The following is a 24,333-nucleotide window of genomic DNA, read 5'->3' on the forward strand; positions in this document are numbered from 1 at the left end:
AGCCTAACGGCTAAAAAGTTAGGCGAATCAACGCTTGCGGAATTCCGCAAGCGACTAAAATATATTGTTAATAGGAGAGATTAAAAAATGAAAAAAATTACTATATTTATTGGCAGTCCTAGAAAAGGGGCAACTTATCAAGTGATTCAACAATTCATTGAAAATTTCAAATCCCACACAGAAATTGATTTCGAATATGTTTTTTTAAGGGACTATAACCTTTTAAATTGCACAGGTTGTAAGTTATGCTTTAACAAAGGCGAAGAATATTGTCCTTTGAAAGATGATCGAGATTTATTACTTGAAAAAATCAATAATTCTGATGGAATAATTTTTGCTACTCCCAATTATGCATTTCATGTAACTGCACTTATGAAAAATTTTTTAGATCGAATAGCCTTTATTTTTCACCGTCCACGTTTTTTTGGTAAAGCCTTCACAGCTATTGTTGTTCAAGGAATATATGGAGGAGCTTCCATTGTAAAATATCTAGAAAGTACAGGAGAAAAATTAGGATTTAATGTAGCAAAAGGATGTTGTTTGACATCACTAGAACCTAGAACAGCTCAAGAACAGAAAAAAATAACACAAAAACTTAATAAAACTTACTTTAGATTTTATAATAAACTTATGCTTACTAAATTACCAAATCCTTCTTTTACCAAATTATTGATATTCCGAATAGCCCGTACAAGTATGCTAATAATTCAAAATGAGAAATTTAAAGATTATTGTTATTTTAAAGAGAACGGTTGGTTTGAATCTGATTACTACTATAATGTTTCGTTAGGACCCATAAAAAAGCTATCAGGTTATTTTTTTGATTTTCTAGGCAAACAAATTGTTGATCATAGAAGAAATTATAAATAATCATAAAACTACTTTATCTCTCATCTATAATATTTAGTTAAAACTGCAAGTTGTATCTTTTAATTATTTGATATAATAGAAACAATAGCTAAAATATTATGGAGGGATTATTAATCCATGAAAATTAATAGATTACTGGCAATTGTAGTTACACTTTTAAATAGAAAAAAAATATCTGCAGCAGAACTTGCTGAGAAATTTGAAGTTTCTATAAGGACAATTTATAGAGACATTGAATCAATTAGCATGTCTGGAATCCCCATAGTTTCCCAGGCTGGAAATAATGGCGGTTTTTATATTGTAGATAATTATAAAATTAGTCATCAATTTCTAACATTAGAAGATATGATTTCTATAGTAGATGCTTTAAAAAATATGAATAAGTTTATAAATGATAAAAAAGTTGAAATAGCCATTGAAAAAGTAAAAAGCATTGTACCTGATGAAAAAAAGTCAATATTCGACCTTCACTTTCAGCAAATGGTCATAGATAATTCTCCCTGGGGTTTTAAAAAATGTGAAGATGAAATTTTAAAATATGAAATTGTACATCATGCTTTAGAAAATAAAAAATGTATATCCTTCGATTATGGAAATTCAAAAGGTGAACATGACTTTAGAAAAGTAGAACCATTAACTCTTGTTTTTAAAGGCTTTTACTGGTACTTATTTTCCTTTTGCAATTTAAGAAATGATTATAGATTGTTCAAATTATCGAGAATGGAGAATTTGAAACTCCTGGATGAAGAAATACAGTTAAATAGAATCTCATATAAGGAATATATAAATAATAATAAAGTTCAAAGAACATCTGTAAGAGTTAAGTTAAAATTCTCTCCAAAGGTTAGATATAGAATAGAAGATTCATTCCATAAGGATGAAATGAAATTTGAAAAGGATGGAAGTATAATTATAGATACATATTTTTTTGAAGATGAATGGATTTATTCTATGATTTTAAGCTATGGTGAATATGTAGAAGTAATAGAACCTAATCATATAAGAGAAATTATAAAGAACAAATGTAAAAAAATCAGTCTTTTGTATTCAAACCTGACATAATGCTGTCAAAGCTTTACTATATAATAAAATCATAAAGTATATGGGTTCAAATTTGAATTTTAACTTTAAATATGTAATTTTAGTAAATTGATAAGGAGAAAATTTATGGAACAAAAATATTGCCAAAGCTGTGGAATGCCAATGAACGAGAAGGTTTATGGTACTGAAGTAAATAATGAAAAAAACATGGAATATTGCATTTACTGTTATGAAAATGGTGCTTTTAAACAACCAAATTTAACTATGGAAGAAATGATAGATGCATGTGTGCCTTTTATGAAAGATAACGGTATGGATGAAAATGAAGCAAGAAATCTAATGAAAAATTGCTTGCCTGCTTTAAAAAGATGGAGAAAAGAAGATCCCAAAACAAGAATAGAAGAAAAGAATAAAATTATGATAGTTGGGAAAGAAATAAGAACTACCAACAAAGATGGTCAATGTATAAAAGAAATTTCAAATTTTTGGAAAGAGTTTTCCGATGAAAAACTTGGAGATAAAATATTAAACAAAACAAATCCTGATGAAATTTTAGGTTTATATTGTGATTATGAAAATAAAGAATTTGGAATATATTCTTTTATAATTGGATATGAAGTTAGCAATATAAATTCTATACCAAAAGGAATGGTATATAGAATATTACCTGCTTCAAAATATTGTGTTGTAACTGCTAAAGGCAAGATGCCAGATACAGTTGGAGCAACTTGGTCTTATATATGGAATTCAAATTTTCAAAGAACATATACAGGAGATTTTGAACTCTATGGTAAAAAATATGATGACAGTGAAAATGCTGAAGTGGATATATATGTAGCTGTAAAATAATTTATTTTAGTAAAGAATCATTAAAAGAATAAAATATATATTGTTTTTGTATCAATAGATTTCATTATGGATTATTTGTAAAGGAGTCCTTATATATGGTAAGAGAAATAAATGCCAAAAGCATTTTAATAACAAGTAAAAACCCTAGCAGCTGGTTTGGTGTTAAATACACTATGAATATTTATCGAGGTTGTCAGCATGGGTGTATATATTGTGATTCCCGCAGTGAATGTTATCAAATTCAAAATTTTGATGATATTGATGTTAAAATAAATGCAGTAGAATTATTAAAAAAAGAACTTGTAAGAAAAAGAATAAAGGGGACTATTGGAACTGGTGCTATGAGTGATCCATATATACCTATTGAAAAAAAATATAAACTTACACAAAAATCTCTTCAAGTAATTGCTGATAATCACTATCCCGTTCATATCACTACAAAAAGTAATATTATTTTAAGAGATATAGATATACTTCAAGAAATAAACAATATATATGCTCAAATTGCTATTACAATTACCACTTGTGATGACTCACTTTCAAAAAAAATAGAGCCTAGAGCTCCAGTATCTTCTGATAGGTTTAAAGCATTAGGAATACTTTCAAGTTTAGGTATACATGCTGGCATAACCTTGATGCCAATACTTCCTTTTATTGAAGATAATGAAGAAAATATAATTAAAATTATAAAGATGGCAAAAGACTATGGTGTGAAATTCATCTATCCTGCTTTCGGAATGACATTAAGAGACAGACAAAGAGAATATTACTATTCTAAACTGGATGAGTTATTTCCAAACTTGAGATCTAAATATGAAAAAAGATTTAAAAACTATTATTCCTGTAGTATAAATAATTATACTAAACTTAAAAATATATTTTTTGAAAACTGTGATAAATATAATATTTCTACTAAAATGCCTTCATACGAAAGTAAATTATCCAATATTCAGCTTAGTTTTCTAAATAAAAAGCTATAAAAGTATGCTTTGATATTTTTAACTATTATATGAGAATTTCATAAATAATATTATAGCCATGCTAATATATCAACAAAAGCCAGATAGTAAATGACCTATCTGGCTTAAAATTATACTATAGTCCTTTTTCGTAAGCTTCAACCATTTTCTTAACCATATTTCCACCTATTGAACCAGCTTCTCTAGAAGTTAAGTCACCATTATAGCCTTGCTTTAAGTTAACACCTACTTCTGCAGCTGACTCCATTTTAAATTTGTTTAATCCTTCTTTAGCTTGTGGTACTAATGTTTTATTTGACATAAGTAATTCCTCCTCTTTAATAAGATTTGTACTACACTTTATGGTCTTATTTTGTTCTTTTTTAGTTTTATTACTCTATTAAATTACATACAAACATGGTGGTGTATTCCTCTTTTTACAATTTATTTTTAACATTAATTTAATCACTTATCCAATGAATAAACTTCATCTCCTAAAAGATTTGCCTCTTCCATATCATGAGTTACCATTATAACTGTTCTTTTATCCTGCTTGTAAAGCTTTAAGAATTGCTCTATTATTTGTTTTTTTAATTTTTCATCTAATCCCTTAAATGGTTCATCCATTAAAAGCAATTTACTTTTATAAGCAAAAGCCCTAGCTATAGCTACTCTTCTTTTCATTCCACCACTCAACTTACTTGGAAGTTTATCTTTATATTCTATAAGCTTAACTAAATTTAAATATTTATCTATAACACTATCCATTTCATCCTTATTCATTATAGACTTTAGCACAAAAGCTATATTCTCATATACTGTAAGCTGCTCAATAAGTCTATCTTCTTGAAATATATAAGATATACCTTTATCATTTAAAATCACTTCTCCGCTATCTGCTTTAGTTAAACCGCTTATAATATTTAATAATGTAGTCTTTCCACAACCTGAAGGTCCTAAAATCACAGTAATTTTATTTTTTGTAAAATTTATATTTAGATTATCAAAAATCTTATGTTCATCATAATATTTATATAAGTTTTTTATTTTTACTCCATAATCATCTATGTACTCCATAAATTACACCCTTAATTACTTTATATTTTTAATATAGTATTTAAATATTGTTTCAAAAATAAAACTTAGTGCTACTATTACAATTGTCCACGCAAAAAGCTCTGCAGTTTCCAAGGTTGACTTTGCATTTAGAAGATTTAACCCTATAGAATACTTAGGTATACTTAAAACTTCTGAAGCTACAGAAACCTTCCAGCCCATGCCTAAACACATTAACACGCCTGAAACAATATAATGTTTTATGTAAGGTAAATATATATCCTTTATTATGTATTTATTTTTAACTTTATAAACGCTGGCCATCTCAATTAAGTTTTTATCTACAGCTTTTATTCCCTCTAATACATTAGTATATATTATAGGAAAACATGTTAACACACTGGTAAATATAACTACATTGGAAGCTTTAAACCAAACTAAAGCTAATATTATTATGGACATAACTGGAGTAGCTTTTATGCATACTACTAATGGTTCCAATAATTCCTCAATAAATTTATTAATAGCTGCAATAATTCCAATTAATATTCCTATACCTATGGATAAAGATACACCTGCTATAACTCTTAAAACACTATTAAAAGCACACTGCCAAAAATAAATTTTTTTAACAAGTTGAACTAGAACTTCTATTACTTCTAAAGGTGACGGAAGTAGTAAAGAATTATTAATAAAAAGGGAGCAAAGCTCCCAAATTAACATCCAAAATATTAATATACTTATTTTTCTAATTTCCTTTGTAGTAGAAATTTTCATCAGGCATTTTTCCTCCAATGGATTTAGGATCACTTTCTTTTAAAACTTTATAAAAGTTATTTAAAGAAGCTTTTCCATCTTTAGCACTAATAAACACTATGTTACATTTTGGAATAGCCATTTCCGCTACTTTAGCTTTTGGCATTATACCATACTTCTCCACTAACTTTCCTGCTTCTGGTTTATTTTTATTTACGAAGTCTACAGAATTTTTATATTTTGTAAGGAATTCATCTACATCTTTTCCTCTTTTATCTATAAAATCCTTTTTGAATACTAAGGTTCCCATTATTAATTTACTGTCAGCTCCAGATACCTTTTCCCATTCTTTTGTCAAATCTATTGGAACTTGTAAATTATTAACCTTCATCTTTGTAGTAGTTACAAATGGCTCTGGCAATACTGCTATAGTTCCTGGCTGTGAAGCTACTAATGCAGCTACATCACTATGCTGTCCTTTATACTCAATTTTAACATCCTTTTCTGGATCTATTCCACTTTTCTTTAATATGTAGTTTAAGACAAATTCTGGTGTTCCACCTTTTCCACTGGCATAAATAGTCTTACCTTTTAAATCCTTTATATCCTTTATGGTACTTCCATTTTCAACAACATATAAAATTCCTAAGGTATTTATTCCTACTAATTGAATATTACCTTTTGTCTTATTATATAAAATTGGTACTAAATTAGAAGGTACTGCTGCTCCATCTATTTCACCATTTACAATTTTAGATACTATTTGATCTGGTGAATCAAACATGGAAATATCATAATCTTCCTTATTTTCATCCATGAGCTTAACCATACCTATGCCTGTAGGCCCCTTTAAAGCTGCTATTTTAATCTTTTCTTTTTTAGTTGACTGTTCAGAACTTTGTTTATTGCCACATCCTACTGCAAATAATGTTAAAATCATTAAAGTTAAAGCTGCAATCCACATTTTTACTGACTTTTTCATTATGTATCCCCCCTAATTATAAATATTAATGCATCTATAATTATATAACAAAACTTTATAGTTAACAAATCTAAAGGCATATTTCTATTTTTTTAATAGATAGTCTCCCCTTCCTCTTCTATCTATTTGAACCTTTGGATTTACTTCTATTTCTGCTTTAGTAAAAACCTCATTCCAATCAATTTTTTTCCCTCTTCCATACTTTGCAGCAGCATATTGACCTAATTGAAGAGAATCAACTTTATATTCTTTTTTCAATTTATCTATTAAATAGTAACTTGATTTTTTTATACTTTCTTCTATTTCTTTTTTTATTTCATTGTTTATCTTATTATCAATGTCAAATTTTTCATATAATGTATCCGACACTATATCACCTGTAAATTTTAAATCTATGATATATTTATACTGGTCACCGTTTTTATATACATTTACATGCCTCTTAACTTTAGCATAATAATCTAAATATTCATTAGAATTCGCTCTTACAGTTATTATTCCTCTTCCATCAGTTTCACTTAACATATTAAGTATTCTAGCATCATCTATGTCTAATTTACCAACCATTTTATATTTTTTGAAAACACTCAATCCATTTATTTTTAATTCATTGTTTACTATCTCTATATATGGTAAATTTATATTTTTACCTTCTGCAGCTATATCTAAAAAAATATCAGAAATTTTATAATTGCTTGAAAAGAAATTATAATACTTTGCATTTTTTATCATACCTTGTATATAATCTGATGAACTTGGATATCCAATAATTTTAAATTTAAGTATATCCTTTGGTTTACCATTGCAAACGCTCACATAGCCATTATCATTTGTATAGGAGTTTCTAAAAAATATCTCTAGTGTATTTTGTATTCCATAATCAGCTATTTCTTCTCCAATTATATATACCTTTTCCAGTCCTAATATATATCTTTTATTTGATGTAATCTGCCTATTTTCTCTGGTTCTAGCTGGTGTCATGCCTTTTCCCTCTCTTATAGAAGAAGATACCTTTCCACTTTCTTCAAAAGTGTAAATAGAACTCGGAGCAATATATGTAATTTCTTTACCTTTTTTTTCTTGATCAGCACCAAAACCTATAACTACCTCCATATCTTCTGCAGGCTGTTCACCTTTAAGTCCTACCCAGAAGTATGAAAATATGCCTATAATAAGTATAACAATTAAAAATTTCTTCTTATTCAAGCCTATTGCCCCCTTTAATGTATATCAATATTACTGTAATCAATATATAAAAAACCATAGCTGCTGTAACTTTCGGTATAATATAACTCAAGAAATTCTTTCTTATTTCAAAATTCACATACTTAATAGACAAAAATACAATAAAAGGATATATTATAAAACAAAATTTATTTTCACTTATTTTTGGAAACAAATTATGCAAAATATGAATTTCAGCATAATAATAATTAGATATAAGTACAAAAACCATAAGAGACCATAAAACTATGAATATAAATCTAAAATTATTAATAAATGGTACTTCTATATATTTTTCTGTTAGTAAAAATGAAGCTGTAACTCTTGGAATTATATCTATACCTAACGCATAAATAGTTATAAATGTAATCCATGTATATATTAATGCAATTATAAAAATACCCTTTAACGCCAGCTTTTTTAAATCTTTGTTTTCTGAAACATATGGATATATAAGCAAATACATTTCCATACCTATATATTGATAAGCACTTTCCTTACTAGCTTTTACTATATTTAGAATGCTAGAACCAAACATGGGAGTTACATTTGAAATTTTTCCTTTGAAGAGAGCCCATATTGCTAATGAAATCATAATTATGCTTAAATAGAACACAGTTTCATTTGCTCTTCCTATGACCTTTAATCCCTTATATGCTGTATATGCTCCTAGAAATGTAATTGCAATATAAACTTTTAAAGGAGTTAAAAAGCCAACAATAGCTGTTCTAATAATATTACTAAGTCCATTTATCTCTGAAGTAATAATCAACAGAAAAAATAAAAATAAAAATATGTTTAAAATATTTCCTATTACTTTTCCATAGCATTTCTTATTTACAAACAGTATATTTTTGTTTGGAGATTTTTTTTGTATATATCCTGCTGCTATAACAATATACAATGGATATACTGCTCCTAAAAAAGCTGACATCCATCCACTCTGCTTTGCGTCTTTAATAACATCATTTGGCAAACTTAAAGCTCCTATACCAATAATTGATCCTATCATTATGAACATAAACTGGTTAGCTGTTATTACATCATTTGCTACCCTTTTCATTACTTTTTTCTCCTAAATTTGTTTCTAAAATTGGTTTGTCTTATAGGATTATTATTTGGTATAGATCGTGGCCTTTCATCCATTTTCCACAGTGGCGCCCTTATACAAATATCCTTTAAATCCCTATGTTTATTACTAAGAAGATATGGTACTCCAAAGCTATCTAAGGAATATAGATGAATTACAAGAATATAAAAGCCTGCTGCTATGCCAAGAACACCTAATAAATTTGAAAGAAAAAGTATTGGAAATCTTATTAGCCTTATGGAAAGTGACATTTCATAATTTGGTATTACAAAAGTTGCAACCGCTGCTACTCCAACTACTACTATTGTAGCTGGACTTACTATCCTTGCTCTTATAGCTGCATCTCCAATTATAAATCCACCAACTACACTAAGAGTTTGACCTATTTTACTTGGTAATCTTAAGCCACCTTCACGCAAAAATTCCAAAACAATTTCCATAGAAAGTATTTCCAAAAGTGGAGGTAATGCTATATCCTTCCTTGATTGTATTATAGGAATTATAAACTTTATAGGTATGAGTTCAGTATTAAACCTAATGAAGATTAAATATATAGAAGGTAATGTTATAACAATAAGAACTGATATAATACGTAAAATTCTGACAAAGGAAGATATTATTGTTCTTTCATAGTAATCTTCTACACTTTGAAAAAAGTCTGTAAATATTGCAGGTAATATCATTGCAAATGGTGTACCTTCCACAATTATTGCTAATCTGCCTTCCATTATATTAGCTACTACCCTATCCGGCTTTTCTGTAGTAACTACCTGAGGAAAAATTGTATATGGATACTTTTCAATTAATTGTTCTACAATTCCAGATTCTTGCACCACATCAACATCTATGGCACTTACTCTATTTTTTATATTATTGACTATATCTTTATCTGCAACATCATCTATATACACAATAGAAACGTCGGTTTTCGATCTTCTTCCTACTGTAATTGTTTCAATAGACAAATTATTATCTTTTACAATTCTTTGTAACATGCTCAAATTTACTTCTAAATTTTCTACAAACCCTTCTCTTGGTCCCCTCATAAAAGATTCACTTACTGGCTCAGAAATCTCACGTATTTTTCCTCCAGTGGTATCAACTACTATAAAATTAGAAATATCATTAATTAATATTACAGTTTTTCCTCTTTTTACACTATTTACCGCATTATCAATATCTTCTTCAACATAAGTATCACTCATATAAATATATCTTTCACACAGATAAGTAGGAAGTTCTTTGCTGTGAAGAATATCTTCCTTAACATTAATCATTAAAGGTTTTAATATATCTCTGTCAATAATATTTTTATTTGATATTCCATTCATATATATAATAGCAGCACGTATAGGATCACCTTTCCCTATGAAAAATTTTTTTATTACAGGAGGATTTTTAATTCCTATTTTATCAATAAAAACTTTTATATTTTCTTCTAAATTAGAAAAATTATTATTCATAGGCACCACCTTTATTTTCTATAGACTATTAAATCAAGCTCAATCTTAATTAAAATATGTAATATACTAAAATTGTTTGTAATTATTAAAAGTTATATTCAAGTTTTCAATATAACTTTTTTAAGATGACAGTGAAGGATAATTTTTCTCCGTTACACTACCAAAAATTTTTAACTCACATAAAAAAACTGCTGCACTAAGTGCAACAGCCCTATCTTAAAAAACAAATTAATTTTCTGACATAATAGATAAAACTTACCTTAATTGTCCTATAAAAACAATATAAGATTTAAATGATTATTTTGCCTGACTTAGTGCATCTTCTACTGCACTTATAATTCCATTGCTGCTTCTTGTAGCTCCTGATACTGTATCTACATTAGTTGATTGGGACTGTATAATTTCCTTTGGAACTGTATCAAAAGGTTGTTCATAATAACCTCTAGATTCATTATGAGATATTATTTCTATATTACTTATTTTTCCACCTGATATTGTAACAGAAACCTTTAAATCTGGTCTAAATCCATGTCCAACACCAGTATAAGTTCCATCTTTATATTGTCCATTAGTTAAACTACTTGATATACCATTTTCAGAGTTTCCAGTCCTATTTTGAATTTGCGATGAATTATTTAAATTATTAGAAGCTGAAATATTTGTACCATTAGATGTATTTGTACCTACAGGCATATTACTTTTAACAGAACCACCTAATGCAGAGCTAACAGCATATAATCCTGTAAAGGCAGCTATTGCTACTGCAGATGCAATAGCTGGATTAATTTCTTGATTTACAACACTTGCTTGTGTATTCTTTCTTGGACAAATGTCTATACATTTTAAACAATTTATACATTCTCCACTACTTACTTTATTTACCTTATAAAGTTCTATACCCATTGAACAATTATTTGTACATAATCTGCATTTTCCACATTTATCATTAGGCTTATTTATTTTAAAAATGCTAATTTTTGATACAATTGAAAATATAGCTCCAAGAGGACATAAATATCTGCAAAAAAACCTTTCAATAAACATTGCACCTACTGCTATAAATATTAATAGTATAAATCCAAAAGTATATTGAAATATGGCATCAGTAAAATTTCCTATTTGCGCAAAAGCATTCCAAGGACTATAATCATTTAAGGTACTATTTCCCATTGTCCATACAAAACATATTATAAGTGCTAAAATTAAATATTTTACATATTTCAAAATAGAATCTATTCGTTCATTTACTCTAAATTGCTTTTTAAACATCTTTTGAAATGCTATGTATATAAAATCATTAAAAGTTCCGAAAGCACACATCCATCCACAAAAGAATCTGCCAAATAATATAGTTATAGGAACTACTGCAATTGCTGCAGTTAAACCTGGTAGTGCTTGAACTAAATTAAAATTACCTTTTATAATCATGGAATAAAGTTTTCCAATTTCACTAAAACTTAAAGTAAATAATCCTGGAAGTACAATTAAGCATATAACTTGTACTATGGTTCTTAATATTTGTAATTTAGATATTTTTTTCTTCATAATAGTTTTTTCCTCCTGCTAAATTTAATTTCTATACGAAAATTCTGTATTAGTAATGTTAAATTTATCTTTAATACCTGATGAGGTATATACTTTTTTACCAGCACTTCTATTGATTTTTGAAAGCTCACTATAATCTTTAAATGCTGACATTTTATCATCTATATCATTAACTCTTTTCATAGCTTCACTTATTGCTACTTCAGATTTATTTCCATATGCTCTCAATTGTATTATGGTTCCAAGAGAATAAAATTCCTTCCAGACTAGCATTTCATTCTTCTTAATATTTTTTGAAAATATGCTAATCAGTTTTTTAAAATTAAACATGATATTCATACCTCCTTTTGCTGTATTTTAAATTACTGTTATTACAGTAGATTTCTTATAATGAAATAGTGTTATTTTTAGGTATTGGCTCTCTATCTTTTCTCCAAAAATTAGAAATATTAAAACTGTTTGTTACCTGATAAATACATTCTATATCACTTACCTTAATTTAAGTTTAGAGTTTCCTTAGAGCTTGCTGAGAAATAAGAAAACATTTTTTGAATAAAAAAATAAAGCTATATTAGCTCACTAAACTAATAATAGCTTTATTTTTAAATTAAAATAAAATGTTATTCCCAATTTCCCCAAATATCTGGCTCATATCCTACTGTAGCTTCTTTCCCATTGCGTACTATTGGAGTTTTATAAACTTTAGGATTATTTAAAAGTATTTCTTCTTTCACATTGCTATCTCTAATTTTATCAAGATTTAATCTTGTATACTCTTTTGTTTTAGTGTTTATTAAATTGTTCAATCCAACAGCTTCCCTAACACTTTTAAGCTCGCCTTTACTTAGCTCCTTTTCATTTAAATCAATAAATTGATATTTAATTTTTCTTTCTTTAAAATATCTTTCTGCCTTTTTTGTATCAAAGCATTTCTTTACCCCAAAAATTTGAATATTCATAAGCTAAATGCTCCCTTCTAGAAGATCTTCTACAACTTTCGTAATTTAATTATATATAATCTACTTCTTCTGTTTCCAATTTGAAGCCATTTATTTGTACATCTTCATTTAGCTCTATCAAAAGACATTTTCTACCTCTCTTATCCTTTATTTGCTTTATAGAGCTTAGATCCCTTGGAGTTATTGTAATATTGGTATTTTCATTTTCTATTTTTATGGATTTACTCTTAAAATCAGGTACTATGTTTTTTACCTTAAATTCATAATCACTTCCACATAATTCTTCAAAAGCACTTTTTACTACTTCAGTATTTTCTACACCACTCTCTTTTAAAACCTCTTCCACTTCCTTCATATCTACAGTTGGTTCTTCATCATCTTCAATTTCCTCTTCCATTTCTAGTTTTTCATTCATTCTTTCATATATTTCCTGCATAGTGTCTGGCTTAATACTATCTCCTACCACTGTATTTAATATAGCATGAAAAGTTTCTTTTTCCTCTATAGCAGTAGCTTTAACATTACATCCTAATACTTCCTCTACAAAAACATTGTTCATCTGTTTAGCCTTAGATGAGTAATAAACTGCTTTATTTACATCTGTATATTCTGCAGAAATGCTTGGAAACATAAAACCATCTAATGGTGATTTTAAATTTATTATCATATCCAATGCTGAATTTGGTTTAAAGGTCAAATCCGAATAATCAAGTTTTAATGCTTTCTTTGGAACATCCACCTTATTTACACTGCACAATAAAAATTCTATGGATTGCATAAAATCATCTATAGACTCTTCAGCTTCCATACTTTTTTTCTTGTTTCCCTTATAGTATTCTGCTCTTAAAAAGTTTATAACTATATCAGTGTCATAAGTATAATTTTCAGCTATCTTATCTACTACTTTATCTGCATAAGCTGCAATACTTTCATTATTATCATTTAACGCTTTATATAAAATCTGCTGGGTACTATCTATATCTACTTCTTGTTCAACTTCATTATTTAAATCATCATTATTATCAAGTTGTTCTATTGTGGTATTATTTTTAAAATCCAATTCAAATATTTTAGAATCCAAACTACCTGTTAATATCTTTTTAAAATTCTCTAAGTAAAGCTCTTGTTTTTCTATATCCATCATTTCAAAGTGATTTAATTCCCTTGTTATAATCTCTCCATTGTCTTTTTTTAAATATACACTATAAACTTCTTTTATAGGCAACATGTATGCTCCAAGTTTAAATTCTTTTCTTATGTCCGCTAAATCCTTTTTATTCATGTTCATTAAACCTCTTTCTTTATTTGTAATACTATACTTTTTCTACACCATATATAATTATATCAGAATTACTGAACATTTTTAAATTGATTAAAATACATATTATGGTATATACCTTTATTTTTAATAAGTTCTTCATGGTTCCCTTTTTCTACTATTTCACCACCATCTATTACCATGATATTATCTGCATTTCTAATGGTACTAAGTCTATGTGCTATTATAAAACTTGTACGTCCTTTCATAAGCTTTAACATCGCTTCTTGTATATTCATTTCAGTACGAGTATCTACACTGCTCGTAGCTTCATCTAAAATCAATATAGATGGATTAGCTAAAATAGCCCTAGCTATTGCAATCAACTGTCTTTGTCCTTGACTTAAATTTTCCCCACTGTCTTGCAAAAATGTATCATAATCTTTAGGAAGCCTATTTATAAATACATCTGCATTAGCCATGGCTGCAGCCTCTTTAACTTCTTCAAAAGTAGCATCCATATTGCCATATTTAATATTTTCCTTAATTGTTCCAGAAAAAAGATAAGTATCTTGAAGTACTATACCAAAGCACTTTCTCAAACTATCTCTTGTATATTCTCTTATGTCTATGCCATCAATTAATATTCTTCCACTAGTTATATCGTAAAATCTTGTAAGTAAATTTATAATAGTGGTTTTTCCAGCACCAGTAGGTCCAACTATAGCTGTTGTACTTCCTTTTGATGCATCAAAGCTTATATTTTTTAATACAGATACATTATCACTATAACCAAAATTAACATTTTCAAATCTTACATTTCCATCTACATTCTTTAATACACTAGCTTCTACTATATCAGAAGCTTCTTCTTCCTCATCAAGTATTTCAAATACTCTTTCTGCTCCTGCTACAGCAGACTGTAGTGTATTAAATATATTAGCTAAATCATTTAATGGTCTTGAAAACTGTCTTGAATAACTTAAGAAACTTGCTATGATACCTACAGTAATCAAATTTTTTACTGCCAATACACCACCAACTCCAGCTACTACAGCAAAACCTATGTTGTTAATTACATTCATAAGTGGCATTATAAATCCTGATAATATTTGAGCTTTTATACCCACCTTACACAATTTTGAATTGGTTTCTTCAAACTGTTCAATTACTTTATCTTCATGATTGAAAGCTTTTACCACTTCAATGCCTGATATTGTTTCTTCTATATATCCATTAAGCTTTCCCAGTTCTATTTGTTGATCCTTAAACAAAGGTGCTGTATTTTTAGCTATAATACGGGTAAGCACAAGTACCATAGGTACAGTTATCATACTAGCTAAGGTAAGTATAGGGCTTAAAATTACCATCATAAAAAGTGATCCTATTATATTTATAATTCCAGACATTAATTGCACTGTAGACTGTGATATTGTACTACTTACATTATCAATATCATTTGATAAACGACTCATAACCTCTCCATGTGTATGTACATCAAAGAACGATATTGGCAGCTTTTGAAGTTTTTTATAGAGGTGACTGCGTAAACTCATAACTATTCTCTGCGATACTCCCGCCATAATCCAGCCTTGAATGAAAGTAATAATTGCATCACCTATATAAGCTGTTATAAGCGTAATAGTCATTATTTTAAGTACTGCAAAATTCACTTTTCCATTTATTTCAGACATTGCATCTACGGATTTCCCTATAATATATGGTACTGCAAGGGAAAGTGCAGCATCAATTATAATAAAAATGAATATCAGTGTTAAAAATTTACGTTCACTGCCAAAATATTTCCACAATCTAGATATAGTTTCTTTGAAATTTTTTGGTTTTACAACAGGCATCATTCTACCGTGCCTTTTGCTAGATTTTCCCATTATATTTCTGCCAACACCTATTGGGCTTTTATCTCCTTGGCCCACGTTACACCACCTCTTTACCTATCTGTGAGTAAAATATTTCTTTATAAATATTACAATCTTTCATAAGCTGCTCATGTTTACCAACACCAGCTATTTCACCATTATCCATCACAATTATTTTATCAGCTTCCATAACGCTTGTAATACGCTGAGCTATTATAAAGCATGTAAGATTTTTAAAATACTTCTTTAAAGATAACCTAATTCTTGTTTCTGTTGCTGCATCTACAGCACTTGTACAATCATCTAATATTAAAATATCTGGTTTTTTAATTAATGCGCGAGCAATGGAAATACGCTGTTTTTGACCTCCTGAAAAATTTACACCCCCCTGACCTATTTTAGTTTCATAACCTTCTGGAAATGAAGAAATAAAATCATGAGCCTGGGCCATACTTGCCGCATTCTTTATTTCTTCATCTGAAGCATTTTCCTTTCCCCAAAGTATATTATCTTTAACAGTACCTGTAAATAATATAGATTTTTGAGGAACAATTGCTATTTTTTCTCTCAAAGTTTTTAAATCCATATGATTAACGTCTATTCCATCTACCTTAACTGATCCACTAGTTACATTATAAAAACAAGGTATTAAATTAACAAGACTTGTTTTTCCTGCTCCTGTAGCTCCTATAATCCCTATTGTTTCTCCTGACATACATCTAAATGTGATATTTTTAATTATAGGCTCTCCTTTACTTTCAGCATATGAAAAATAAACCTTTTCAAAATCTACCTTTACCCTTGTTTTAACATTTTCTTTGATAGCTTTAGAGCAATTCCTTTCGTTTTCTTCCATAAATACTTCCCCAATACGCTCAGCAGAAGCTCTAGCTCTAACAAATACTGTAAAAACAAAAGATATCATCATAAGAGAAAAAAGAATTTGTGTCATATAATTAATAAAAGCAATTACTTGACCTACATACATATTTCCATTGTTTACACGAAATCCTCCAATCCAGATAACTGCTACTATACCTAAGTTTACTGTTAACCTTATAATTGGTGAAAAAACAGACATCAATCTCATTGCATTAGTAGATGCTGACGCCAATTCTCCATTTGCACCTTCAAATCTTTTAATCTCATAATCAAATCTGTTAAAAGCTTTAACTACTCTAACTCCAGATAAATATTCTCTCATTACAGTATTCACCTTATCTAAAGCCTTTTGAACCTTGATGAAAAATGGATAACCAATTTGCATGTTAGCAAATATAAAAATTATTACAATTGGTATAACTACAACTAATACTAAAGACATTCTAGGATTAAGTTTAGCAGCCATTATAATACTTCCTATACATACAAGAGGAGCCTTAACAAAAATTCTCATAAGTCCATTACAAAAATTCTGCAGTTGAGTTACATCATTAGTTAACCTAGTTACAAGCGATGCTCCTTTAAATTTATCCAAATTATCAAAAGAAAAACCTTGTATTTTTTTAAAAAGATCTAATCTAAGTTCTTCTGAAAATTTCTGAGATACATAATTGGATAAAATATTTCTTCCACATGCTGCTACTGCACCAAGTGCTGTAATTAAAAGCATTATAATTCCTTTATTCATTACATAATCCATTTGTTTATTTGCAACACCTATATCTATTATCTTAGACATTATTGTAGGTTGCATTAAATCACACAAAGCCTCAATTGTTAAGAATATTACTGCTACTATAAATAATTTCCAATAGTTTTTTATGTACTTTATTAAGAATTTCACTCCATTCACCCCTTTTTTAATTTTACATTATAAGCATTATTCGGTACAAGAGTACAGTGAAAGTTTGAATTTTAACTTTATGTATACGCATTTAATTATGTTGTTATAAGTAATTAATTATAATTAGCAATTTAATTATATAACATAATTTAAAATCTTTATATCCAAAAAATCTCATCAGCATATTATGTACTATGACTAAAGCTATACACATCAAAGCAATAAATTTAGGAGATGATATTTTTGATAGAAATACTTTTACCTATAGAAGACACTTATATAAGCAAGTATGATGAAACCATTAATTTTGGGAAATCAGATTCTTTGCTAATTGGAAACTCTTTATCAGAAAATAATCACCAAAAAATCCTTTTAAAGTTTAATATCCCTTCAACATTTTCAAAAGTAAGTATTGTAAGCGCATTACTAAGGTTATATGTATATAAAAAAGAAAAAACAGGCAAGCAGGAAGTAACTGCTTATAAATTACTTGAAAATTTCAAAGAAATGGAGACTAATTGGGCCAATCAACCTTCTCATGAAGAGGTCGGTTATACCTCCATACTAACTGATAACAACTTAAATGGATATTTTGACATTGATGTTACATCTATTGTTAAACAATGGCTAAACGATAAAACTAAAGCTGTTAATGGAATAGAAGTAATAGCCTCACAAAATGATTCATCTTCTATTTGGTTTAGAAGCAGGGAATATACTCAGGATTCTATGTGGCCTAGGCTTATTGTGGAATATGATGATCACAAACTAGTTACTGATAGTAAACAAAACGGAGATGTGTCAATAGCAATCAGTAATTTATATCAGCTTGGTAATAATTTTTCAACAGCTTATAAAGTAAAAAAAACTGGAAATAAAGAAACTTTAGCTGTTTTGCAAATAAGTGACGATGGTTTGGTATGGTTTTCTGAAAAAGCTGTAGAGGTTGTTAATGGAGATTATAAAATAATTGCTACTTCATCTCCAAGAAAATATGACAGAATATCATTAGTAATTATAAAGCAACCTAAATTATTCTTACCTACAGGAAGTTCTATTCTTGCAAAAAATAATATTATAAATGAAAATTCTGTAGCTTTAAAATATAATTCTAATAATATTAATATACCAGTGGATGAAAATGGACAAATTACAATAAATAAAACTGGAACTACAAATATAAGCATAGATTCTAAATCAATTAATCATTCTTCTAATATCTTTTTTAATGTAGTTGGTCAAATTAAAGATAATAAAGAATTATTCAATGCATTAAATGATGCTTCTATAAATAACATTAATATTCCAGCAGGTAATTTTAGTATATCAAATCATTCCATTGATGCTTCAAGGAATATTACTATTTCAGGAATGGTTGATGATTATGGCAATCCTCTTACCAACTTAATCTTATCTAATATGAATATATATATTTATTTCTTTGCAAATATAAAAATTACTTTAGAAAATTTAAATATTGTAGGTTTACCAAATACAGATGGCGCTAATTTTATAGGGCAATTTTTAGCTAAAAGTTCAGTAAGTCTAAAAAATGTGCATATGAAAGAGTTTAAAACTGCACTTAATTTTGAAAATTTATCTAATATAAAAATTACAGAATGTGAATTTACAAATACTAGTGAAGCTTTAGTATTTAAAAGTATTACAAATTGTAGCATATCTAAGACTAAATTTAAAGATAACAACAAATCTTCTATTACAATTGAAGATAGCTGCAGTAATATAGATATAAGTTCTGAATTTGAAAATTCACATAATAACAATTTTATAGGTATCTCAATAATTAACAATAACGCTACATCTTCAAATATAAATATTACGGACAGCAACTTTAAAGGTTTTGACTGGCATAAACGTGTGACATATACTAATATTCCTGACTTACCAGAAAATCATATAATATATGGTGTTTCTACAGAAGATGATTTAAGAGATGTACTCACAAATTGGACAGAAATAGGTATTATCAATGTTTTACAAAATATATTAAATATAGCTACTCCAATAGAAATAAAAAGGCCTGTTATATTAAATGGAGTATCCAGAAATATAACAATATCAGCAGATCAAAATATAAGTAATTTAAGCTTTACTCCTTATAGCGCAGTTATTGCAGCAGACAGCAGTAATGTAATTATTAAAAATTTAACTGTAGATGGAAATAACTCTGCACAAAATGGTATATACGTTCATGGAGATAACTGCAGTGTTTATAATAATATAATAAAAAATATAGTAAGACCTAAAGGCAAAGCAGCTTGTGGTAATGGTATACTAGCTTATAAGGAAGGAACTACAGCTCTTCCTTCACCTATTAATACTTTAAATGTAGCTTTAAATATTATAAAAAATATAGCAAGACGTGGTATATTTGTAGAAGCTTTAAATGCAAAGACTAAACAATTATTTATATCAACTAATATAAATATTACAAATAATGTGGTAGATAATGTATGGAATGACCCACTTACTCCAATAGAAACACAGGAACCAAATGGTATATTTAGTACAGCAATAGAACTTCAAGGTGTTCAAAAATCCATTACTGAATTTAAAGGTAATTTAATATCTAATGTAAAAAATAATTTAAAAGAAAGTTATATATATTTTACTGATACCAATGAAACTTTAATAAATGGCGTACCTGCAAATCCTAATGCTAATTTAAGTTCTATAGAAATAGAAAACTATAGTATAGATTTAAATCAAGCTTTAATAACAGATAGTAATCCTAATGGTGCAATCTTACTAATAAATACTGGTACTACATCAGGTATTAGCATAACTCAATGTAAACCTAATGAAACTATAGTAGTAAAAAATGGTGAAAATACTGTAATTGACAAAACTCAATGGGATTTATATAAATTTAAAATTAATGATGAAATTTTAGTTGAATGTACATCACAAGATAAATTAGTAACAAATGTGTATAAAATAACAATATCTAAAAAAACATTAATACATGTTACTGTAAGTACTGAAACAGAATTAATAAATTCACTTTCAGATGATTCTGTAGTTCATATATCTTTACTGAATGATATAACATTAACCAATCCTCTTTTTATAAATAAATACGTTATTTTAGATAGTTATGGAACAAATGAATACACTTTAACAGCTCCAAATGTAACATTTGATATTGGTGCTGATGAAAATCAACTAAACAATTTAATTATAGATGGAGAGCTGATTATATGTATAGGACTATACGCAAGTATATCTTTGCATAATGTAATTGCTACTTTAGGAACAAGAATTCTTTCAGAAGATATTAAGAATATTCATCTATATGGTCTAAGCACTCCTATATTGTATTTTTGTGGCAATGCAAAGATTATATTAGATGAAGATGTTTTATCTGACACACCTATTAAAAGTATAGTTGAAAAAATTATTATCACTTCTCCGACGCAAGGTGCACCAACGCAAATACTACAAACAATTGGAGCTGAAATCAATAATTTCAGTTTACAATCAGAATATTCTAACATTTTAATTGATAAAGGAACATTTATTGGAAATTTAATAATAGATGTTCCCAATATAAACATTAAAATAAACAAAGGCGGAAACGTTAAAAACATTCAAATTGATGCTGAAAATACAAGCTTAACTTTAGATATTGGATCTAATGTTGAAGCTTTAAATTTAAATTCTAATAATTTAACTATTGATGGAAAAAACATCACTCATGTTAATATACAAAGTGGTGTTACAGATATAACTACTATTGATGTAAAAGGTTATAAAAAAATCAATCCTACTATTGCTAAAGCAAATAACTCTTTAGCAGTGATATTTGCTTTGACTCAATCAAATATTACAACTATAAAGTTAGATGGAATTTTTGAAGGCATACCTATAACCTGTAGAAGCATAACAAACATCAACGGAACAGTAGATAACAAAATAGTTACAGTAGATGATACTAAAGTATTAAAATTTTCCATAATTGTATATTCCATAATGAAAATTAATTTATTTCCGAATATATATGATGAAGCTTTAGAAATAAAGAGACCCTTAATATTACAAGGCAATTCTGATGTTATATTAAAGCAAAGAAACAAAAAAATAGCTACAGAAACGGCTATCACTATATCATCAAACAATGTAAAAATAATAGGACTTGAAATTAGAGATTGGAATATAGCTATTGAAAACAAACAAGATAAACAATCATATAAAAATATAATCATATCAGACAATATAATTTATTCACCTCAAGGCAGTAATTATGGAATTTATATGGGATATGATGCTGAAGCTTTCCTTTATCCTCCTGATGACCCAAGACACTTAAATGATATGATAGATTTTAAAGGTTTAACAATTATTAATAATCAAATATCAGGCTTTAACAGTCATGCATTGATCCTTGAATCAGTTAAAGCTGCTAAAGGCAAACTCTTAATTGATCACAACGATATATATAATTCCAAAGGATATGGTATTTGGATAAACACCTCAAAAAATATAAATGTTCAAAATAATAAGATTCATGAAAATGCTGTATATGGAATATATTTTAGCTCTACAGCTGAAGGAATCCATAGTATCGCAGGTAAGGTTCCTTCTAATATAACTATAATTAACAATGAAATAACTGATAATGTAACTTCTAATTTAAGCTTTGATGGTACTGATTTAACAACTATTGAAATATCTGAAAATAGCATAACAAATAAAATTTAAAATAATAATCTAATTGAAAATAACTTTACTACAATTATAGTGCTTTCTCAACTATTAATTAAACTAAAAAAAGCAGAAGATTTTATTTAAATTTATATTTAGTAGTTTAAAAGTTATAATAAGTAATATTTTTAAGAGGACAATAAAAAAGGATTTAAAAAATTCATATCCATTGTCCTCTAAATTGCCCTATAAAAAATATTTAATAATATTTTTTATATTAATTCAAAAATTACATACGGATATGTAAAAGTTAACTATTAATTTAATCAAATATAAATTTTAATATTAATTTTAATTATTTTTATGTTATATTGGTATTTATAAAACATTTATGAAATTTGTGGTACAAATTTGTATAATAATATACAATATTGTATATACCTTCATATTCATGTATAATATTATATATAAATATAAAATTTACTATCTATAAAAGTATTTTATATGATAAGGGGGAAAACAAATATAATGGAACTACATTCATTAAAGGTTCTTATTTGTGATGATTCAAGTCTAATAAGAAAAAAACTAAGAGAACTGTTATTTAAATATGGCTGCACCGAAATTTTTGAAGCATCAGATGGACAAAACGCCATAGATATGTATAAAAAATATATTCCTAATTTGGTTTTTATGGATATAGTCATGCCTGTAAAAGATGGTATTACAGCCTTAAATGAAATTATTCAATTTGATAAAAATGCAAAAGTTATCATGTCATCTTCATCAGGTACTAAAATATTACTAAAAAAAGCTCTTGAAGCAGGAGCTTGTGAGTTTATACAAAAACCATTTGCAAACATAAAGATTGAAAGTATATTAAAGGAGTTTAATGAGGAGGTTCAGTAATTTATGCTTACACAATTATTTGGCAATTATCTTTTAAACGAGAAATTACTTAAACCCGAGCAATTGAAAAATTTGTTAGATTTACAAAAATCTATACATGTTAGATTAGGCGAGTTAGCTGTTAACTCAGGATTTATGACTAAAGATAATGTTGATGAGGTACATAAAACACAATATAGAATTGACAAAAAATTTGGTGAACTTTCAATTGATATGAGCCTTCTAAATGAAGAGCAGTTAGAAATTTTACTTTTTGAACAAGAATCAAAGGATATGCTTGTTAGACAAGCTATTTTAGATAAGAATTACATGACTCTTGCTGAGTTTGATCAAGCACTTAATGATTATAAACTATCATATAGTATTAGCGATGAAGATTTCAATTTTCTAATAAATGAAAATTTAGATGAAATTATGGATAAATTTTACAATTTTAATAATTGTTCTTATGGTGCTATTTATAAAAAATATTTTTCTCTTTTGCTAAAAAATATTATTAGATTTATTGATAGTGATTTTAGACCCATAGAAATTATGCCTACAGATGAATATGAATTTGATTACATTTCTTCACAAAAAATTAATGGAGATTTTGAATTATATATTTGTGTATCTGCTGAACAAAAAACATTACTAGAATTTGCTAAAAAGTACACTGAGGAAGATCTCAGTGAAAATGATGGATATACTCAAGAATCTATAGGAGAATTTTTAAATTTAGTTAACGGAATATTCATTGTAAATATGTCTGAAAATAATACTGAACTTCAGCTAAATCCTCAAGAAATGCATTCTAAAGGTGTCTTAACTAATTTAACGGAAGCTTATCGTATACCTATTGTATTTTCTTTTGGAAAAGTTGACTTTATTATTTCAAAATCAACTCCAATTATTGAGTAATTTAAAAATTATGCGACACAAGCGTGTGTGTAAGCGAAGTAACTTTTAACTGTATTCCGACTGATATATGCTGTGAAGGAAAACTCACTTCACAGCATATATCAGTCTCCATACAGTTGAAAGTTACTTCTTAGTGCATTACGT

The 24,333-nt window shown here is 27.6% G+C and carries 20 protein-coding genes; 7 read left to right on the forward strand and 13 right to left on the reverse strand.

What is annotated here, in order from left to right:
* The first annotated feature begins 87 nt into the window (after positions 1 to 87).
* The 4 genes from EG57_RS0218660 (at position 88) to EG57_RS0218675 (ending at position 3,740) form a co-directional block, all read left to right on the forward strand.
* Positions 88 to 870: a flavodoxin family protein gene (locus tag EG57_RS0218660; RefSeq protein WP_032078660.1), complete on the forward strand. Its 783-nt coding sequence runs from the start codon at positions 88 to 90 to the stop codon at positions 868 to 870.
* A 117-nt stretch (positions 871 to 987) separates the two neighbouring features.
* Positions 988 to 1,932: a helix-turn-helix transcriptional regulator gene (locus EG57_RS0218665; protein WP_032078661.1), complete on the forward strand. Its 945-nt coding sequence runs from the start codon at positions 988 to 990 to the stop codon at positions 1,930 to 1,932.
* Positions 1,933 to 2,037: 105 nt separating this feature from the next.
* Positions 2,038 to 2,760, forward strand: coding sequence for a zinc ribbon domain-containing protein (locus tag EG57_RS0218670; protein WP_032078662.1), 723 nt, complete (start codon positions 2,038 to 2,040; stop codon positions 2,758 to 2,760).
* Positions 2,761 to 2,855: 95 nt separating this feature from the next.
* Positions 2,856 to 3,740, forward strand: a complete 885-nt coding sequence (locus EG57_RS0218675; protein ID WP_032078663.1) for an SPL family radical SAM protein — start codon at positions 2,856 to 2,858, stop codon at positions 3,738 to 3,740.
* Between the two features lie 115 nt (positions 3,741 to 3,855).
* On the opposite strand, the gene EG57_RS0218680 is transcribed toward EG57_RS0218675, so the two are convergent.
* From EG57_RS0218680 to EG57_RS0218740, 13 genes are all read right to left on the reverse strand, one after another.
* Positions 3,856 to 4,041: an alpha/beta-type small acid-soluble spore protein gene (locus EG57_RS0218680; RefSeq protein WP_032078664.1), complete on the reverse strand. Its 186-nt coding sequence runs from the start codon at positions 4,039 to 4,041 to the stop codon at positions 3,856 to 3,858.
* A gap of 143 nt (positions 4,042 to 4,184) precedes the next feature.
* Positions 4,185 to 4,796 carry an ABC transporter ATP-binding protein gene (locus EG57_RS0218685; protein WP_032078665.1) on the reverse strand — a complete coding sequence of 204 codons (612 nt, stop codon included), beginning with the start codon at positions 4,794 to 4,796 and terminating at the stop codon, positions 4,185 to 4,187.
* A gap of 15 nt (positions 4,797 to 4,811) precedes the next feature.
* Positions 4,812 to 5,552 (reverse strand): ABC transporter permease, encoded by a 741-nt coding sequence (locus EG57_RS0218690; protein ID WP_032078666.1) that lies wholly within the window; start codon positions 5,550 to 5,552, stop codon positions 4,812 to 4,814.
* Positions 5,524 to 6,513: an ABC transporter substrate-binding protein gene (locus tag EG57_RS0218695; protein WP_032078667.1), complete on the reverse strand. Its 990-nt coding sequence runs from the start codon at positions 6,511 to 6,513 to the stop codon at positions 5,524 to 5,526. Before EG57_RS0218695 ends, EG57_RS0218690 begins: the two co-directional genes overlap by 29 nt.
* Positions 6,514 to 6,597: 84 nt before the next feature.
* Positions 6,598 to 7,719, reverse strand: a complete 1,122-nt coding sequence (locus EG57_RS0218700; protein WP_032078668.1) for a Ger(x)C family spore germination protein — start codon at positions 7,717 to 7,719, stop codon at positions 6,598 to 6,600.
* Positions 7,712 to 8,800 (reverse strand): GerAB/ArcD/ProY family transporter, encoded by a 1,089-nt coding sequence (locus EG57_RS0218705; RefSeq protein WP_032078669.1) that lies wholly within the window; start codon positions 8,798 to 8,800, stop codon positions 7,712 to 7,714. The genes EG57_RS0218700 and EG57_RS0218705 overlap by 8 nt, the downstream gene beginning before the upstream one ends.
* On the reverse strand, positions 8,800 to 10,290 hold the full coding sequence (locus tag EG57_RS0218710) for a spore germination protein (RefSeq protein ID WP_032078670.1): 1,491 nt from the start codon (positions 10,288 to 10,290) through the stop codon (positions 8,800 to 8,802). The genes EG57_RS0218705 and EG57_RS0218710 overlap by 1 nt, the downstream gene beginning before the upstream one ends.
* A 297-nt stretch (positions 10,291 to 10,587) precedes the next feature.
* Complete coding sequence (locus tag EG57_RS0218715; protein WP_032078671.1) at positions 10,588 to 11,835, reverse strand: 4Fe-4S binding protein; 1,248 nt, start codon at positions 11,833 to 11,835, stop codon at positions 10,588 to 10,590.
* A gap of 24 nt (positions 11,836 to 11,859) precedes the next feature.
* Positions 11,860 to 12,165, reverse strand: a complete 306-nt coding sequence (locus tag EG57_RS0218720; RefSeq protein WP_032078672.1) for an FAD:protein FMN transferase — start codon at positions 12,163 to 12,165, stop codon at positions 11,860 to 11,862.
* Between the two features lie 290 nt (positions 12,166 to 12,455).
* Positions 12,456 to 12,794, reverse strand: a complete 339-nt coding sequence (locus EG57_RS0218725) for an arsenate reductase family protein (RefSeq protein WP_032078673.1) — start codon at positions 12,792 to 12,794, stop codon at positions 12,456 to 12,458.
* Between the two features lie 49 nt (positions 12,795 to 12,843).
* A complete protein-coding gene (locus EG57_RS0218730) occupies positions 12,844 to 14,076 on the reverse strand; it encodes a DUF4317 family protein (RefSeq protein WP_029159516.1) in 1,233 nt (410 codons plus the stop codon).
* Between the two features lie 68 nt (positions 14,077 to 14,144).
* Positions 14,145 to 15,986: an ABC transporter ATP-binding protein gene (locus EG57_RS0218735; protein WP_032078674.1), complete on the reverse strand. Its 1,842-nt coding sequence runs from the start codon at positions 15,984 to 15,986 to the stop codon at positions 14,145 to 14,147.
* Position 15,987: 1 nt separating this feature from the next.
* Positions 15,988 to 17,715 (reverse strand): ABC transporter ATP-binding protein, encoded by a 1,728-nt coding sequence (locus tag EG57_RS0218740; protein ID WP_032078675.1) that lies wholly within the window; start codon positions 17,713 to 17,715, stop codon positions 15,988 to 15,990.
* Positions 17,716 to 17,958: 243 nt separating this feature from the next.
* On the opposite strand from EG57_RS0218740, the gene EG57_RS0218745 reads away from it, so the two are divergent.
* The 3 genes from EG57_RS0218745 to EG57_RS0218755 all read left to right on the forward strand — a co-directional run bounded on the left by EG57_RS0218745 (position 17,959) and on the right by EG57_RS0218755 (position 24,189).
* A complete protein-coding gene (locus EG57_RS0218745) occupies positions 17,959 to 22,437 on the forward strand; it encodes a DNRLRE domain-containing protein (RefSeq protein WP_084572269.1) in 4,479 nt (1,492 codons plus the stop codon).
* A 471-nt stretch (positions 22,438 to 22,908) separates the two neighbouring features.
* Complete coding sequence (locus EG57_RS0218750) at positions 22,909 to 23,289, forward strand: response regulator (RefSeq protein WP_032078676.1); 381 nt, start codon at positions 22,909 to 22,911, stop codon at positions 23,287 to 23,289.
* Positions 23,290 to 23,292: 3 nt separating this feature from the next.
* On the forward strand, positions 23,293 to 24,189 hold the full coding sequence (locus tag EG57_RS0218755; protein WP_032078677.1) for a cyclic di-GMP-binding domain-containing protein, MshE-related: 897 nt from the start codon (positions 23,293 to 23,295) through the stop codon (positions 24,187 to 24,189).
* The last annotated feature ends 144 nt before the right edge of the window (positions 24,190 to 24,333 follow it).

The organism is Clostridium drakei (assembly GCF_000633595.2).
Taxonomy (GTDB): Bacteria; Bacillota; Clostridia; order Clostridiales; family Clostridiaceae; genus Clostridium_AM; species Clostridium_AM drakei.